Below are 17991 nucleotides of genomic sequence, written 5' to 3'. Positions count from 1 at the left end.
AGCCCGCCCCTCCTGCGGCGTGCCGAGGAACGTGAACTCGTCCGGCCGGTGATGCCGCGTCCGCCGTCCAGGCGACCGTGCCGGTCGGGCACCTGGCATGACGGGCGGTCAACTCACCGTTGGCGCGGGGCCGATCGGACGCTGCAGACGCACGGTGGGCATCGAACCTGCGCAGCCGGCCGAGGACAGGGGCCTCCGGCCTGCCACAGGCTGTCCCGCAAGAGATCTCCGGAGCTCTGTGGTGGGCTACCCCATCGCTGCGCGGGCCGTGTCGAGAAACGCCGACCGGTTGCCCTCCAGGTAGTCCCGTACGCTCTCGCCGTCGGGCAGGCCTTCCCACACGGCTCGGTTGAGGTCGAGGAAGTGCGCGTGTGCTGCGTCATGCACGGGTGGGGGGAACTGGACGCGGATGAGCCGGTCCGCGACCCAGAAGCGGTACATCACGTCGCGGGCCGTGAGGTACCAGGCGTCGGTGTCCTCCCACTCGGAAGGTCTGATGTATGCGGTGCGTTCCGCTTCTGCCGACACCTCGATGAACCGCTCCAGCAGCGCCAGCCGTTCCGCGCGCCGAGCCTCCGACAGGGCGCTCTGCTGCCGTTGCTGTTCAGCGCGCTCCACAGAGAGTTGAGTCCTGTGCTGGACGAGGTAGGACAGCACGCCACCGAGGACGACGCCGCCCAACGACACGAGTGACACCCAGACTTGACCTGACATGGTGGCCATCGTGCCATGCTGTCGATCTTCGAGAACATCTTGTTCCGCGGCTCTCCACCACGCCGTGCTCGGCATCGCACGACGGCCGGGTTTCGCCGAGGCGACTCGAAGGTCATTTACGGGACAGCCCTTCGCGAACAGGCGGGATGGACACTTTAGGGCTATCCGACTGACATCGCCCTCCCCGGAGTGTGCAATGGGCGAATCCTAGGGGGAGCTCTTGATTTCGTGAGACCAGAAGATCACCCAATCGGGAAGATCCTGCTTTCACTCAGCGCGTTTTCCGCACACGACCTCAATTTGTGACGCACCATCAAGACCGTTCGCCCCAAGGGAATCACGGTACGTACGAAGAACCGGCGACGCGCCGCAGGCCAACGCACGTCCGACCCCGTACCGCGATCAGGCCGCGACGAGCCCCTGGTCGCGGTCCGGCGTCTTGGCCTTCGGCTTCCTGTTGGGCAGGGACAGCCGGAAGACCTTGCACCACGCGGAGAACACCTGCTTGGGCAGCGGCCCGGTGACGTACTCCAGCTCGTACTTCTCGAACAGCGCCCGCACCTTCACCGCGACCTCGGCGTACCGGTTGCTCGGCAGGTCCGGGAACAGGTGGTGCTCGATCTGGTGCGACAGGTTGCCGGTCATGAAGTGCATCGCCCTGCTGCCGCTGATGTTCGCCGAGCCCATCATCTGGCGCAGGTACCACTGGCCGCGCGTCTCGTTCTTGATCGACCGGCGCGCGAAGACCTGGACGCCCTCGGGGAAGTGCCCGCACATGATCACCGAGTGGGACCAGATGTTGCGGACCAGGTTCGCGGTGAAGGTGGCGGCGAGCGTGGGGAGGAACGACGGGCCCGACAGCAGCGGATGGATCACGTAGTCCTTGAGCACCTGCTTGCGGATCTTGCGGCCCACGGCCTTGGCCCGCGCGCGGAACGCCGGGTCCTTGCGGCGGCGCTTGCTCAGGTTCTTGCCGAGCTCCAGGTCGTACGCGGCGATGCCGTACTCGAAGAAGCAGGCGTTGATGAAGTTCCACAGCGGTTGGCCGAGGTGGAACGGGTGCCACCGCTGGTCCTCGTCGACGCGCATGATGCCGTAGCCGAGGTCGTTGTCCTTGCCGATCACGTTGGTGTACGTGTGGTGCAGTTCGTTGTGCGAGTGCTTCCACTGCTCGGCCGGCGAGACGTGGTCCCACTCCCAGGTGGTGGAGTGGATCTTCGGGTCCCGCATCCAGTCCCACTGGCCGTGCAGCACATTGTGGCCGATCTCCATGTTGTCCATGATCTTCGCCACGGACAGGCCGACGGTGCCGATCACCCACGCGGGCGGGAAGAGGGAGAACAGCAGCACGCCCCGGCTGACCAGTTCGAGCCTGCGCTGCGCCGAGATGACCTTGCGGATGTAGGCGGCGTCCCTCTCGCCGCGGCTGGCGATCACCTCGTCGCGGATGGCGTCCAGCTCGCGGCCGAGCTCCTCGATCTGCTCTGCGGTCAGGTGGGCGGTGGGGTCGATGGCGGTCAAGGTTGTTCCTACCGTTCGATGTCGCAGGGGCCCGCCGCGGCGGACACGCAGGTCTGGATGAGGACGCCCGGCTCGGACTCGGTGATCTCGCCGGTGCGCAGGTCGCGGACGGCGCCCGCCTTGAGCGGCGTGACGCAGCCGAAGCAGATGCCCATGCGGCACCCGGAGGGCATGAGCACGCCGGCCTCCTCGCCGACGTCCAGCAACGGCGTGGCGCCGTCCGCTTCGACGGTCTTGCCGGTGGTGCTGAACGTGACCGCGCCACCGTCACCGACGACGGCGAGGGCGGTGCGGAAGCGTTCGGTGTGCAGACGCTCGGGCACGCCGTGCTCGGCCCAGTGCGCTTCGGCGGCGTCGAGCAGGCCCGCGGGCCCGCAAGCCCAGCTCTCGCGCTCGGCCCAGTCGGGCACGAGTTCGTCGAAACGGGCGATGTCGAGCGTGCCGTCCGTGTCGGTGTGCACCTCGGTGAGACGCAGCTTCCTGTCCGCGACCAGCTCGTGCAGATCGTCGCGGAAGATCACGTCTTGCGGCCGTGGCGCGCAGTGGACCATGACGACGTCGTCGAACTCGGTGTCGCGCAGCATGCCCATCACCGGCGTGATGCCGCTGCCGGCCGTCAGATAGAGCACCTTGGCGGGCTTGGCCTGCGGCAGCACGAAGTCACCGGTCGCCTGGTCGAGCTGGATCAGCGTGCCTGCTTCCGTCCTGCGGACCAGATGGTTGCTGACCTTGCCGTCCGGGATCGCCTTCACGGTGATCGTGACGCGGCCGTCCCGACGGTTCGTCGGCGAGGTGATGGAGTAGGCACGCCACAGGCGCACCCCGTCGACGTCGACCCCGATCCGCACGTACTGACCGGCCGTGTGGCCGCGCCAGCCCCGTCCGGGCCTGATCACGATGGTCGCGGCGTCACCCGTCTCGGGATGCACGGCCTCGATGCGCCCCCGCAGGTCCGCACCCGCACGCAGCGGGCTGACCAGGTCGAGGTAGTCCGACGGCAAAAGCGGCGTCGTCACCATCTCCAGCAGTTTCCACGCCCTACTGCGGAGGGCTGCACTCGTCATGACTCCAGCTTGATGCGCCTCCGGGCGTAAAGTCTTACCCGTAGGACGTGAATCTAGTCGGCTGAATTGTTCGCAGGGAACAAAACATGGGGTATGTCATCAGGAGGGCCACCGAGCTGGCCCTCGATGAGACGACGGTCACCGCGCTGCGGGCCGCGCTGAAGGGCACGGCCGACGAGGTCGTCCAGGCGATCATCGACGAGGTCCCGCCGTACGCCAACGCGCTGTCGGGCCGCATGGGCGGCACCATCCGCCGAGCCGTCCGCACCGCTCTGGGGCACTACCTGGACCGCGCGAGCGGGAACGCCATGGCCGGCGACGCCGGTGACGCAGCCTACGAGCTGGGCCGCGGCGAGGTGCGCGACGGCCGGTCGATGGACGCCCTGCTCAGCGCCTACCGCGTCGGCGCCCGCGTGGCCTGGCGATGCCTGGCGGCGGGTGCCGTACCCGCGGGTCTGCCCGCCGCCGAGGTCGCCAAGTTCGCCGAGCTGACCTTCGCCTACATCGACGAGCTCTCCGCCGCGAGTGCTGCAGGCCACGCCGACGAGCTGGCCGCCCGGGGCCGGGCCCACGAGCGCCACCTGGAACACCTGGCCCGCGACCTCCTCACCGGCGCGAGCCCGGACGTGCTGCTGGCCTCTGCCGGGCGGGCAGCCTGGCAGCCCCCGGTTTCACTGACCGCGGTCCTCCTGCCCGCCGCCCAGGCCCGGCCCGCCTACCGTGCGCTCGACCCGAGCACCCTCGTCCTCGACGATCTACCGGACGCCACCGGTGTGCTGCTCGTCCCCGACGCCGATCGGTCACACCTCTTGAGTCAGCTGACCGACCGCACCGCCGTGGTCGGCCCGGCCCGGCCGTGGATCCGGGCGTCCGCCTCGTACGCACGAGCCGTCCGCGCCCGCTCCCTCTCCTCCGATGTGCGCGACACCGAGGACCACCTGCCCGAGCTGGTGCTGCGCGCCGACGCGGACGCGTTCGCGGACCTGCGCGCCCGAGCCCTCGCACCGCTGCGGACCTTGCCGGCCGTGACGGCACGGCGGCTGGAGGAGACGTTGCGGGCGTGGCTGCTGCACCAGGGCAGACGGGAGGAGGTGGCGGCGGCGTTGTTCGTCCATCCCCAGACGGTCCGGTACCGGATGGGGCAGTTGCGGGAGCTGTTTCCGGATCTCGCATCGCCACACCGGGTGCTCGAACTGACGCTGGCGGTCGGACTGCGGGGCGACTGATCACCGCGCTGGTGCCCCCCCCGGGGGGGGCGGATCGCGCCTGACGGCCCCCGGAGCGGACGGGCTCCTTCACCGGAGCGTGTCGTGACCGTGGAAACGAACGACCTGACCGTGCGTCCGATCAGACGTCTGCTCCTCGTGCATCCGGAGACCGGCCGCCGGTCAAGGGAATCGCGCTGTGGAGACCTGGCTCGCCGAACGCCGTGTCACGCCCGGTCAGGTGAGCTGATGCCCTACACCGAGGCCGTTCCGCTCGGGGTGCCAGTGGCCGGCGACATCGAGCACCGCCCCCGCCGGGCCCGCGTGCGCTGGCTCCGTCCCGCCTCCAGGCGCCGCGGGTCCCTCTCCGAAGGCAAGGACACGCACGACGAAGCTGAGGAGGGGATTGCCGGGATTCTGAAAGCTGCGGAGCGCCGGGGCCACCCGGCGGCGCCAGGCCGTCCGTGGTGCGATCCGTCCCTAGCGCCGCGTCCGACCGACCTCCCGGTGGAGGAGTGCCCGCACCCCTCGTCCGCGCGTCCGGGGTGGACGGCCGTGGCCGATCGAGCCATCGGTCGTCGTGCCCACAGCGGCCGGTGATGCGGGCGGCGTGCGCACCACCCCGGGGAGCGACTCTTTCGCGAAGGTCGAGTTTCAGCCGCCGCATTCATTTCCGCCGTGAACTGTTCGCGATCACACCCTACCGAGTACCTCCCTTGACTGGCGGTTTCGAGATCACGTAACGTAATTCACGCAGCACGGTCGGTGCAGCAAAGCCATTCGAGAATGAACACCAATCCCAGGAGTTCCCCCTCAAACTCCTGACGGTGTGCGAACGCAACGAGCGCGGAGGAAGCGTGAAAGAGCGCCACCCCGCGATGGCAAAACCGAGAAGAGTCATCGACGTCCCCTCCGTCGCGGGCTCTCAAGGGTCGACACACCAGTCGTGTTCTTCTTTCCGGTGACAAACCGGCATGCTGCATCGGCGAACCACCCATGAAATCATCACGTCCCCGTCCGGCTGTGCGCGGCCGAGCCCCAGTAACGACCGGCGGTGAATGCTGTTCGCCTCCGGAGGCAGACAAGATTTTCCTTGTTCGTTTGTTTGCGCGGAAATCTCTTCCCAGGGGGATCGCAAAAAATGATCAGAACTCGGGCGGACCTGTCCAGCACCCGAAGCAAGGAACAACGGGCGCCCAATCCACCTCCCGGCACACCACGCAATGGGCGACCCGAGCCAGAACAGCTCCTCATGACAAAAGTCGGGCTGCGCTTTCCTCCGAACCTGAGCTTCCATGAGTGGGAGCGAGCCGGGCGGCGTCTGTCCGACATCGTGGACTCGTCCTCCTGGTGCCTGGGCGATTGGTTGATCTACGGGAAGGAGCACTACTCCGACCGGTATCAGCGGGCCTTGCGGGCGGCCGGGCTCCAGTACCAGACGCTGCGCAACTACGCCTGGGTCGCCGGTCAGTTCCCCCTGGCGCAGCGGCGGTGCGGGCTGAGCTTCCAGCATCACGCCGAAGTGGCGTCGCTCGCGCACGACGAGCGGGACCGGCTGCTCGACAAGGCGGAGCTCAAGCAGTGGACGACCAAGCAGTTGCGCGCCCGTATCCAGGCGGAGCGCTCGGGGTGCGGGAGCGAGACCCCCGATCTCGCGATGATCCCGCGCATCCGGGTGCCCAGCAGCAGGCTCGTGTCCTGGCGCCGGGCCGCGGACCACAGCGGCAGCGACTTCGGGAGCTGGATGCTCTCCGTCCTCGACCGCGCGGCGGAGCAGACCCTCGCCGAGGGGACCGGGCCGGCGGCCTGAACACCCCACCCCACGAACCGGGGCCGGAACCGAGCACAGGTTCCGGCCCCGGGGGCTCACCCTCGCGGCAGGTCAGGCACGAGGCCCGCTGATCGAGTACGGGTCGAGCAGATCCTCCGGACGGCCCTCGATCGAGACCTTGGTGCCCAGCCCCAGTTCCTCGGCGAGGTCCATGAACACATCCAGCGCCAGATGGTCCTCGAAGGCGAACCCCGTGGAGTCGAAGACCGTCAGCCGGTCCCGGTACGTCTCGTCGGGTGAGGCGCACACCTCGGCCAGCGTCGGGCCGATCCCGTCGTCCGCCAGTTGCTGGCACTCCCCTTCGCGCAGCGCCTGGCCGCGGTGGTCCGGGCAGACCAGCGCCCGCCGTAGCAGGGTGACCGGCAGTTCGGTCTTGCCGATCTCGTCCGCGCCGATCGAGTTGATGTGCAGATGCGGCGCGTGGTCCCCGTCCGGGAGCACGGGCCCCGCCGCGACCGGTACCGAGGTCGCGGTGCACAGCACGTCCGCCGCGGCGAGGATCTCGCCGGGTCGGGCCGAGCGGACGTCGAGGCCGAGGAAGTCCGCCCGGCGGGCGAAGGTGCGCTCGTGTGCCGGGTCGATGTCGTGGACGAGGACCCGGTCGATGTCCAGCACCAGGCTGAGGCCGTGCAGTTGGGTGACCGCCTGCGCGCCCGTGCCGATCATGCCGACGGTCCGGGACCCGGCGTGCGCCAGCCGCGTGGTCGCCACGGCGGACGCCGCGCCGGTACGGACGGCCGTCAGCAGGACCCCGTCGGTGAGGGCGACGAGCCGGCCCGTGTCGTCATCGACGCGTGCGATCGTGCCGAGGATCGTCGGCAGATGATGGTCAGCGATGTTCCGGGGGCTGTAGGAGATGGTCTTGACGGTGACCCCGGCCCGCGGTTCGCGGTGCGGCATCGTCTCTATGACGCCGGGAACGTCTCCTGTCCGGGTGAAGCCGGTGCGTATCGGTGAATCTGACCAAAGACCCTGCCCCAGTTCTGTGAAGCCTTTCTCCAGCGTGGAAATCATGCGGCGCATCAAGGCGTCGCGGCCGACGATGTGCAGGATGCGCGCGACGTCGTCCTGACCGATCAGCCAGGTGTTCTCCACAGAGCACTCCTCACCTCAGTTCAGTGGCTGCACGACGCCCAGAAATCCGGCGGCGTGCTGTGGTCCGATGACATTCCGGGACAGCGGGCCGAGGGAATTCCCCCTATGACCGGTGGATCGCTGCCGGCGGTCCCGCAGACGGCGAACAGCCGCCGGGCAGCAAAGCGAAAGGTCACGCTAGCAGTCGGTCGGCGCCCTTCGCGAACACCTGGACGATCCCTTTCCCGGTATTCCGCGGACCACCGGTGCGGTTCGTCCTGTCGACAGGACGGCACCCACCTGTCGGCAAGCCTGCCCCAAGTCTTTCAAGCGAGTTGACCACCTGGTGCGCAGCCCTGAGTCTGAGGGCTTCCGCGCGATCTCCAGTTCCCGCTTTCCGCCGTTGAGGAGATGTCCGCATGCGTTCTTTCAGTGTGTCGTCGGCCCAGGAGCGCTTCTGGCTGGCGCAGCGGTTGACGCCGGACGTACCGAACAACGTGACGGCGCTCTGGGACGTCGCGGGCACGGTCGACACGGAAACGCTCGGCGCCGCCCTGCGGGAAGCCTTCGCGTCCACACCGACCCTGTGCGTCAACTTCCGGGAGGGAACGAAAGGATTGCGCCAGGTCACCCGTGACCTCGGGGACTGGCAGCCCTTCTCAGTCGATCTTCGCGCGGAGCCCGACCCGGAGGCGGCGGCACGGGACCTGATCGCCGGACTGGTCGCTCAAACGTTCGATCTGGCGCATGACGCGCTGTTCCGCGCCGGGGTGGTCCGACTGACCGGGAAACGCTGTCTGCTGGCCCTGGTGTTCCCCCATGTCGTCACCGACGCGCACGGGGTGTTCACCCTGCTGTCGCACCGCATCGCCCGGGTGTACTCCGCGCTGCGGGCCGGGACCCCGGTACCGGAATCCGGGTACGCGGAGCCCGGGGTCCTCGCCGCCGCGGACGCCGACTACCGTTCCTCGCCCCGGTTCACCCGCGACGTTGAGTTCTGGCGCGGCTACCTCACGGACCCCTCGCAGGCGGCCCGGCTCCCCCGAGACCTCGCCCCCGCGCCCTCCACCACGTACTCCTCCGCCCCCGGCGGGGACCGGGGCGCACCCCGGCGGCATCCGCGCGACTGGGGCGAGGTGACCCGCGTGCTCGGCGTCGGCAACCACACCGTGGCCGTTCCCCGGCGGGACACCGACGCCTGGGCCCGTGCGGCCCGGGAGGCGGGCACGGACCTGGCCGGCCTGCTCGGTGCGGGAACCGCACTGTTCCTGCGCAATCTGAGCGGACTGCCCCAGCCGCTCTTCTCCGTGACGGTCGGCAACCGCTTCGGACCCGGACGGCTGACCCCGGGCGTGCTCTCCAACATCCTGCCCCTGCGACTGCCGGTCACCCCGGAACAGAGCCTGGGCGACGTGGCGCGGGCCTTCGGCGACGCCCGGCGCCGGGTGTTCCGGCACGCCGGGCTCCAGGTCTCGGAGATCCGGCGGGCCACCGGGCCGACCGGTTCCGGGCGGAGCCCGTTCGGCGCCATCGTCAACGTCATGCCCCCGGTGGAGCCGCTCGACCTCGCGGGCACCCCGGCCACGTTCGTCGGCGGCTCCTTCGGAGTGGTCGACGAGGTGATGGTGTCCACGTACGGCGACGGTCACGAGGACGGTGGGCTGTACGTCCGGGTCGACACCCCGCCCGGTCTGTACCGGGACACCGACGCGGCCGTCCTGTGCGAACGGCTCGTCACGTTCCTGCGCACCTGCGCACAGGACCCGACGGCGCCCGTGCGGGCCCTCGGCATGCTCGGCGACGACGAACACCGGCGACTGCTCACGGAGTTCAACGCGACGCGGGCCCCCGGGCCCGGGGAGAGCATCCCCGAACTCTTCGCCCGACAGGCCGCCGCCACCCCAGACGCCGAGGCCGTGCGCTTCGAGGGCACCACCCTGACCTACCGCGAACTCGACGCCCGCTCCCACCGGCTGGCCCGGCTCCTGCGGGAGCGGGGCGCGGGCCCGGAACGGATCGTCGCGGTGGCGCTCCCCCGCTCCGCGGAGCTGGTGGTGTCGCTGCTCGCGGTCCTCCGGTCGGGGGCCGCCTATCTCCCCGTCGACCCCGAACACCCCGCGCACCGGGTCGAGCACGTACTGCGGGACGCGGCGCCCGCGCTGCTGCTCACCACCACCGGTCTGGCCGACCGGCTGCCGGCCGCGGACACCCCACGACTGACCGTGGACACGCTCCTCCCCACCCGGCACCACCCGGACGACCCGGACGACGCGGGGCCCGGCCGGCCGCCCGCCCCGGCCCATCCCGCGTACGTGATCTACACCTCCGGCTCCACCGGACAGCCCAAGGGCGTCGTCGTGTCCCACCGGGCGATCGCCAACCGGCTGCGGTGGATGCAGGAGGCGTACGGGCTCGATGCCACCGACCGGGTGCTGCAGAAGACCTCCGCGGGCTTCGACGTGTCCGTGTGGGAGTTCTTCTGGCCGCTCGTCACGGGAGCCACCCTCGTGGTCGCCCGTCCGGAGGGGCACAAGGACCCCGCGTACCTGGCCGAGCTGATCCGGCGCGAGGGCGTGACGACGGCGCACTTCGTCCCGTCGATGCTGGCGGAGTTCCTCGGTGATCCGGGCGCGGCCTCCTGCACCGGTCTGCGGCGCGTGGTGTGCAGCGGTGAGGCGCTGCCCGCCGCACTCGTCACCCGGTTCCGGCACGTGCTGGACACCCCGCTGCACAATCTGTACGGGCCGACCGAGGCGGCCGTCGACGTGACCGCCTGGCAGTGCCGCGCCGGAGTGTCCCCCGTACCGATCGGGCGCCCCATCCACAACACCCGGCTGTACGTCCTGGACGACTGGCTGCGTCCCGTACCGCAGGGCGCGCCCGGCGAGCTGTACCTGGCGGGGGCGGGTCTGGCCCGCGGCTATCTGGGCCGACCCGCGCTGAGCGCCGGGCGGTTCCTGGCCGACCCGTTCGGCGGGCCGGGGGACCGCATGTACCGCACCGGTGACCTCGCCCGGTGGAACGACGAAGGCGAGATGGAGTTCCTCGGCCGGGCCGACCAGCAGGTCAAGATCCGCGGGTTCCGGATCGAGCCGGGCGAGATCGAGGCGACGCTGCTGCTCCACCCCGGCGTGGCGCGGGCCGCGGTGGTCGTCCGGGAGGGCCCGGCGGGCGGTGGCCATCAGCGGCTGGTGGCCTACGTCGTCCCGGTGGGCTCCGGAGGGGTCGGCAGCAGTGTGGCCGGCCGGGCCGGGGACATCGACTTCCGGGCGGGTGTCGACGCGGGTGAGCTGCGGACCTTCGCCGCTGCCCGGCTGCCCGACTTCATGGTGCCCGCGGCGTTCGTGACGCTGGACCGGCTGCCGCTCGGCCCCAACGGGAAGCTCGACCGGGCCGCGCTGCCGGAGCCGGAGTCCGGCGGGGGCGTCCGGCGCGCACCGACCACCCCGGAGGAACGGGTCCTCGCGGAGGTGTTCGCCGATGTCCTCGGGCTGGACGAGGTCGGCGCGGACGACGACTTCCTCACTCTGGGCGGCGACAGCATCCTGGCGATCCAGGTGGTGTCCCGGGCCACCGGGTTGGGGCTGCGGCCCCAGGACGTGTTCCTGCACCGGACCGTCGCCGCACTCGCCGGAGCGGCCCGGGCCGCCGGAACCGCCGGTGCCGACGGCCGCGCACCGGAGCCGGCGGGCGCGGGACTCGGCCGGATGCCGCTGCTCCCGGTGGCGGCGGCCCTCGCCGCACGGGGCCCGGGGCTGGACCGGTTCGCCCAGTGGATCGTGCTGGACCTGCCGTTGGGCATCGACGCGGACGGTCTCGCGGCGACCCTCGGCGCGGTGCTCGACCGGCACGACGCGCTGCGTGCACGGCTCCTGCCCGAGAACGGTGACCGCGACGGGAGCGGTGGGCCGTACGGGAGCCTGTTCGTGCCCCCGCGCGGCAGCACGGACGTACGGGGACTCGTCCACCGGGTCCGCTGGCATCCGGACCCGGCCGACGACGGCGACCGCGACGACGGCCCGCCGACCGACGACCTGATCCGGAGCGAGGCCGCCGCGGCCGTGGCGCGGCTGGACCCGGCGGCCGGGGTCATGATCCGCTTCGTCTGGCTGGACCCGGGGCCCGGACGGGCCGGACGGCTGCTGGTCGCCGTTCACCATCTGGCCGTCGACGGGGTGTCGTGGCGGGTGCTGCTGCCCGATCTCGCGGACGCCTGGCGACAGGTCGCCGCGGGGGAGAGCCCCGAACTGCCGGAGGTGACGACCTCGTTGCGCGGCTGGACGCACGCGCTGCTGGCGGAGGCCGTCCGGCCGGGACGCACCGCGGAACTGCCGCTGTGGCGCCGGATCACCGAGGCACCCGAACCGCTGCTGGGGACACGGCCCATCGATCCCGCCGTGGATCTGATGTCCACGGCGGACACCGTCCGGGTGGAGTTGTCGGGCGCGCTGACCCGCGCCCTGCTCACGGAGGTCCCCGCGGCTTTCCACGGCAGTGTCGAGGACGTCCTCCTCGCCGCACTGGGGATGGCCCTCGTCCGCCGCCGCCGGGACCGGGGGGAACGCGGCACCTCGGCACTGATCCGGCTGGAGGGCCACGGCCGCGCCCAGGACGTCGTCCCCGGCACCGATCTGTCCCGTTCGGTGGGCTGGTTCACCACCGTGTTCCCGGTCCGGCTCGACCTCGGCGACAGCGACCTCGACCAGGCGTTCGCGGGCGGCACCGCCGCGGGCGAGATGATCTCAGCGGTGAAGGAACAGGTGCGGTCCGTCCCCGACAAGGGCATCGGCCACGGGCTGCTCACCTACCTCAACCCGGAGACGGGCCCACAGCTGCGGCAGTGTCCGGCGGGGCAGATCCAGTTCAACTACCTGGGCCGGTTCTCGCACACCGACATGCCCGCCCGGCTGCGGGGACTCGGCTGGACCCGGGCGGCCCGGACCCCCGAACCGGTCGCGGCACCCGACCCGGCGACCCCGGTGCCGGCCGCGCTGGACATCGGGGTCGTCGTCACCGGCGACGGACCGGGCACGGAGCGGCTGACGGGGCTCTTCACCTTCCCGACCGGGGTCCTGTCCCGTACCGAGGTCGAGGCGCTGGCCGGGCTCTGGTCCACCGCGCTGAGCGGGCTCGCCCGTCACGTCACCGAGCACGGCGGCGGCGGTCTGACCCCCTCCGACCTGCCGCTGGTCCAGGTCGCAGCGGACACCGTCAGCGCCTGGGAGCGGCGCTTCCCCGGCCTGTCGGACGCATGGCCGCTCACGCCGCTCCAGTCCGGGCTGCTGTTCCACACCCGGTTGTCGGACGAGTCGTCCGACGCGTACCAGATGCAGTACGTCCTGCATCTGAGCGGTCCCGTCGACCCGGAACGCCTCCGGACCGCGGGCCGCCGGCTCCTCGACCGCTACCCGAACCTGCGGACGGCGTTCGTCACGGACCCCGCGGGCGACCCGGTGCAACTCGTCATCGACGGGGTGGACCTGCCGTGGCGGCAGGTGGGCCTCAGCGGCCTGCCGGCGGCGGAGCGGGACGCCGCGTTCGAGGAACTCCTGACCGACGACCTGGCGACCCGATTCGACCCCGCGGCGCCGCCCCTGCTGCGGATGACGCTGGTGACCCTCGGGCCGGACCGCGCCGAACTGGTCCTCGGGGTCCACCACGTCCTGCTCGACGGCTGGTCGCTGCCGGTCCTCATCGGTGATCTGCTGCGCCTGTACGGGGAGCCGGACACCGCTGCCGCAACGGCACCGCACCGGGGGTACCGGGAGTTCCTGCGGTGGCTGTCGGAGGTGGACCGCGAGGAGTCGCTGCGGGTGTGGGCCGAGGAGCTGGCCGGGGTCGCGGAGCCGACGATGCTCGCGTCGGCCCTCACGACCCGGCCCGGGGCACCCGGCGTCGGCCACACCGACGTACCCCTCGACGCGACGGACGCGCGGGCCCTGGCCCGCTGCGCGGCCGGGGCGGGGGTCACCCTCAACACCCTGGTGCAGGGCGCGTGGGCAGTGCTGCTCGCGGAGGTGACGGCCCGTAACGACGTCCTGTTCGGGACGACCGTGTCGGGACGCCCCGCCGGTCTGCCCGGCGCGGACACCATGGTCGGAATGTTCGTCAACACCGTGCCGGTACGGGTGCGGTGCGCCCCCGACGGGCCGTTCGGGCCACTGCTCGCGGACCTCCAGGAGCGGCAGGCCGCGCTGCTGGAGCACCACCACTGCGGGCTGGCCGACGTCCAGCGCGCCTGCGGGCACGACGCCCTGTTCGACACGCTCGTGGTGTTCGAGTCGTTCCCGGTGGACCGTGCCGCGCTCAGCGACGCCGACGCATCGGCCGGGCTCACCGTCACCGGGGTCCGTCCCTTCGCGGCCACGCACTACCCGATGACCCTCCTCGCGGTGGCCGACCCGCTGCTGAGACTGTCGCTCCAGTACCAGCAGGACGTGTTCGACCAGGCGACGGCCGACCGGCTCGCGCGGCGGCTGGCCCACGTGCTGCGCCGGGTCGCCCGGGACCCCCGGCTCCCGGTCCGGGAGATCGGCGTGCTGGAACCCGCCGAACAGGAGCTGCTCGCCTCCTTCAACGACACCGCGGAGCCCACCCCGGAACTGACCCTCGTCGATCTGTTCGAGCGCAGGGTGGCGGCAGCACCGGACGCCCTGGCCCTGGTCTGCGAGGATGTGTCCCTGTCGTACGGGGAGCTGAACGCACGGGCCAATCGGCTCGCGCACCAGCTCATCCGGCGCGGTATCGGCCCGGAGTCGGTGGTGGCGGTGGCGCTGCCCCGGTCGGCGGAGCTGATCGCGGGCCTGCTGGGCGTCCTCAAGTCCGGTGCCGCGTATCTGCCGATCGACCCCGAGCACGGTTCGGCCCGGCTGGCAGCGGTGCTCGCGGCAGGCTCCCCCCGGCTGGTGCTGACGGACACCCCGAGCGGGGCGGTGCTGCCGGACACCGAGGTGCCCCGGCTGTACCTGGACGAGGTGGGGTACGGCGACGGCTGGGACGACGATCCCACCGACCGGGACCGTACGGCGCCCCTGCGGCCCGGCCTGCTCGCGTATGTGATGGGGACCTCCGGGACGACCGGGGTGCCCAAGGGCGTGGCCGTCACCCATGGCGGCGCGGTGAACGCCGTGCTGCGGATGCCCGACTGGCTCGCCGTACCCGAGGGCTCACGGATGCTCGCGGGGACGTCCGTCGCCTTCGACATCTCCGTGTTCGAGGTCTTCGCGCCGCTGTGCTCCGGCGGTGTCCTCGAACTGGTCCGCGACGTCCTGGTGTTGGCCGAGCGCGACGGCTGGGCGGGCGGAGTGATCAGCACCGTGCCCTCGGCGTTCGCGGAACTGGTGGAGCAGATGACGGGGCGGATCAAGGCGGACACCGTGGTGTTCGGCGGTGAGGCACTGCCCGCCGACCTGGTGCGCCGGGTCCGTGAGGCGATTCCCGGGGTCCGGGTGGTGAACACGTACGGTCCGTGCGAGACGTTCTACACGAGCGCGTTCACGGTGGCCGGGCCACGGCCGTGGGACGGCACGGGCAGTGTCCCCATCGGGACCCCGCTGCCCAATCTGCGCATCCACACCCTCGGCCCGGGGCTGACTCCGGTGCCCCCGGGGGTGGTGGGTGAGCTGTACATCGCGGGGGACGGCACGGCCCGCGGCTACCACGGCCGCCCCGGCCAGAGCGCCGAACGGTTCGTCGCCGACCCGTACGGTCCGCCCGGCACCCGTATGTACCGCACCGGTGACCTGGCCCGGCTCGACGCCGGCGGGCAACTGGTGTTCGTGGGCCGCGTCGACCACCAGGTCAAGATCCGCGGTCATCGTGTCGAACCCGCCGAGGTCGAGGCGGTGCTGACCCGGCGGCCCGGTGTCGCCCAGGCGGTGGTCGTCGCCCGGGAGAGCCGCGCGGCGGGCGGCGGACGCTATCTCGCCGCCTACGTGGTGCCCGAGGAGCCCCGCGCCCTGCCACCGTCCGGCAGCCCGGACCCGGCCGGCGACCCGGCCGACCCGAGCGGTGACGTGACCGCGTCGGCCCTGCGCGCCTACGCGGCCGACTCCCTGCCGGACTACATGGTCCCCGCGGCGGTCCTGGTCATGGACCGGCTGCCGCTCACCCCCAACGGCAAGCTCGACCGGTCGGCCCTGCCCGAACCGGAGTTCACCGGCGGGAGGCACCGGGCACCGCGCACCCCGCGCGAGGAAGTGCTGTGCGCCCTGTTCGCCGAGGTGCTCGGGGCCGGACGGATCGGTCTCGACGACGACTTCTTCGCATGCGGGGGCCACTCGCTGCTCGCCACCCGGCTCGTGGGCCGCATCCGTGCGGCGCTCGGTGCGGAGATCCCCGTCCGCTGGGTGTTCCAGGCCCCGACGGCCGCCGCACTGGCCCTGCGACTGACGAGCGGCGGACGGGTGCGGCCCGCGCTGGGACGCCGGGTGCGGCCGGACCGGGTGCCGCTGTCGTTCGCCCAGCGCAGGCTGTGGTTCCTCCACCGCTTCGAGGGGCCGTCGGCCACCTACCACATCCCCATGTCCGTGCGGCTGCGGGGCCAAGTGGACCTCGACGCACTGGCGGCGGCGGTCGGGGACGTCGTCGAACGGCACGAGAGCCTGCGCACGGTGTTCCCCGAGGACGCCGACGGCACCCCGTACCAGCGGGTCCTCGACCCGGAACACGCCCGGCCCGCCGTCCCCGTCCACGAGGTCACCCCCGGCCTGCTGTCCCGGACGGTGGACGATCTCGCCCGACGGCCGTTCGACCTCTCGGCGGACGTCCCACTGCGGGCCGATGTCCTGCGGACTGGGCCCCGGGAGCACCTCCTTCTGCTGACGATCCATCACATCGCCGCCGATGGCGCCTCGATCGCACCGCTGACCCGCGATCTCTCCACCGCGTACGCAGCCCGCCGGGACGGGACGCGGCCCGTGTTCCCGGAGTTGTCCGCGCAGTACGCCGACTACACGCTGTGGCAGCGTGAACTCCTCGGGGACGACGACGATCCGCGAAGCATCGCGGCGGTCCAGGCCGCCCACTGGCGGGACCGGCTCGCCGGGGTCCCGCAGCCGCTGGCACTTCCCGCCGACCGGCCACGGCCCGCCGTCGCCGGGCACCGGGGCGAAACCCGTTCCTTCCTGCTGGACCCCGGACTGCTGGGCGCGGTCGAGGAGTCGGCCCGCCAGCGGGGGCTGACCACGCCGATGTTCCTCCAGTCCGCGCTGGCCGTCCTGCTGCACCGGCTCGGCGGCGGCCCCGACCTCACGATCGGCTCGCCCATCGCCGCGCGCACCGACGAGGCGCTCGTCGATCTCGTCGGCTTCTTCGTGAACATGTGGACGCTGCGGGTCGACCTCGGTGACGACCCGACGTTCACCCAGCTCCTGGACCGCACGCGTGACACCTCGCTCGCGGCCTACGACCACCAGGACCTGCCCTTCGAACGGCTGGTGGAGCTCCTCAACCCCGCGCGCTCGACCGCGTACCACCCGCTGTTCCAGGTGATGTTCGTCTGGCAGAACACGGCCCGGCCCGAACTGGAGCTGCCGGGCCTGGACGTCACACTCGACCCGGTGACGACCGGCACCGCCAAGTGCGACCTGTTCTTCAATCTGGCGCCGGTGGCGGGCGGGGGTGCGGTCGGGGGCATCGAGTACGCGACGGACCTGTTCGACCCCACGACCGTCGAACTGATCGCGGAACGCTACGTCCAGGTGCTCCAGCACTTGGTCGACGACCCCGACCAGCACGTCTCCCGCATCGACGTCCTCCTCCCCGGCGAACGCGAACGCCTCCTCCACACCGGAAACGACACCGCACGAGAACTCCCCGACACGACCGTGTCCGACCTCTTCGAAGCACAAGCAGCCCGCACCCCCGACGCCCTCGCGGTCGTCTGCGGCGACGACGAACTCACCTACCACCAACTCAACACCCGCGCCAACCGCATCGCCCACTGGCTCACCGAACAAGGCGTCGGCCCCGAACAACGCGTCGGCATCAAGCTCCCCCGCTCCACCGACCTCGTCGCAGCCCTCCTCGCCGTACTCAAAGCCGGCGGCGCCTACGTACCCATCGACCCCGAACACCCCACCCCACGGATCAACCACGTCCTCGACGACAGCCGACCGGTGCTCGTCCTCGACACCGACGCGCTGGCGGCGGGGATCGACCATCCGAACGGACAGAACCCGGTACGGGCCGGGCTGTCGGCGCAGAACGCGGCCTATGTGATCTACACGTCGGGTTCGACGGGCAGGCCGAAGGGCGTCGTCATCCCCCACCAGGCACTACTCAACTTCCTCATCGCCATGCAAGACCACCTCCACCTCACACCCGACGACCGACTCCTCGCCCTCACCACCATCGCCTTCGACATCGCCGCCCTCGAAATACACCTCCCCCTCACCACCGGAGCCACCACCCACCTCGCCCCCCAACACACACTCAAAGACCCCACCACCCTCACCCAACTCATCCACCACACCCAACCCACCCACATCCAAGCCACCCCCTCCCTCTGGCACCTCCTCACCACCCACAACCCCCACACCCTCCAACACACCCACGCCCTCACCGGCGGCGAACCCCTCCC

The 17991-nt window shown here is 71.3% G+C and carries 7 protein-coding genes; 3 read left to right on the top strand and 4 right to left on the bottom strand.

Features of this window, described 5'->3' with window-relative positions; translation table 11 throughout:
* Positions 1 to 246: 246 nt before the first annotated feature.
* The 3 genes from ACFWIA_RS01395 to ACFWIA_RS01385 form a co-directional block, all read right to left on the bottom strand.
* A complete protein-coding gene (locus ACFWIA_RS01395; RefSeq protein WP_386999211.1) occupies positions 247 to 723 on the bottom strand; it encodes a hypothetical protein in 477 nt (158 codons plus the stop codon).
* A 393-nt stretch (positions 724 to 1116) separates the two neighbouring features.
* Positions 1117 to 2235, bottom strand: coding sequence for a fatty acid desaturase family protein (locus tag ACFWIA_RS01390; RefSeq protein WP_386999209.1), 1119 nt, complete (start codon positions 2233 to 2235; stop codon positions 1117 to 1119).
* Positions 2236 to 2243: 8 nt separating this feature from the next.
* Positions 2244 to 3299: a ferredoxin reductase gene (locus ACFWIA_RS01385; RefSeq protein ID WP_386999208.1), complete on the bottom strand. Its 1056-nt coding sequence runs from the start codon at positions 3297 to 3299 to the stop codon at positions 2244 to 2246.
* 86 nt (positions 3300 to 3385) lie between these two features.
* Here ACFWIA_RS01385 and ACFWIA_RS01380 point away from each other — a divergent pair, with 86 nt between their 5' ends.
* Entirely contained in the window at positions 3386 to 4525 is a 1140-nt protein-coding gene (locus tag ACFWIA_RS01380; RefSeq protein ID WP_386999206.1) for a PucR family transcriptional regulator, read from the top strand.
* Between the two features lie 1231 nt (positions 4526 to 5756).
* On the top strand, positions 5757 to 6314 hold the full coding sequence (locus ACFWIA_RS01375) for an LmbU family transcriptional regulator (protein ID WP_386999204.1): 558 nt from the start codon (positions 5757 to 5759) through the stop codon (positions 6312 to 6314).
* Positions 6315 to 6386: 72 nt separating this feature from the next.
* Here the strand turns inward: ACFWIA_RS01375 and ACFWIA_RS01370 are convergent, their stop codons facing one another.
* Entirely contained in the window at positions 6387 to 7430 is a 1044-nt protein-coding gene (locus ACFWIA_RS01370) for an ornithine cyclodeaminase family protein (protein WP_386999202.1), read from the bottom strand.
* A gap of 398 nt (positions 7431 to 7828) precedes the next feature.
* Here ACFWIA_RS01370 and ACFWIA_RS01365 point away from each other — a divergent pair.
* Positions 7829 to 17991: amino acid adenylation domain-containing protein (locus ACFWIA_RS01365; protein ID WP_386999200.1), on the top strand; the 10163-nt coding region annotated here is incomplete at its 3' end.

The organism is Streptomyces sp. NPDC127068, assembly GCF_042724695.1.
In the GTDB taxonomy this organism is placed as follows: domain Bacteria; phylum Actinomycetota; class Actinomycetes; order Streptomycetales; family Streptomycetaceae; genus Streptomyces.
Note: the sequence above shows the minus strand (reverse complement) of the source record. Positions and strands in the feature narration are given on the sequence as shown.

What these genes read in the sequence shown, in the direction of transcription:
- ACFWIA_RS01395 (WP_386999211.1), bottom strand. Translation starts at nt 723, where the DNA reads ATGGCCACCATGTCAGGTCAAGTCTGGGTGTCACTCGTGTCGTTGGGC.
- ACFWIA_RS01385 (WP_386999208.1), bottom strand. Translation starts at nt 3,299, where the DNA reads ATGACGAGTGCAGCCCTCCGCAGTAGGGCGTGGAAACTGCTGGAGATG.
- ACFWIA_RS01380 (WP_386999206.1), top strand. Translation starts at nt 3,386, where the DNA reads ATGGGGTATGTCATCAGGAGGGCCACCGAGCTGGCCCTCGATGAGACG.
- ACFWIA_RS01375 (WP_386999204.1), top strand. Translation starts at nt 5,757, where the DNA reads ATGACAAAAGTCGGGCTGCGCTTTCCTCCGAACCTGAGCTTCCATGAG.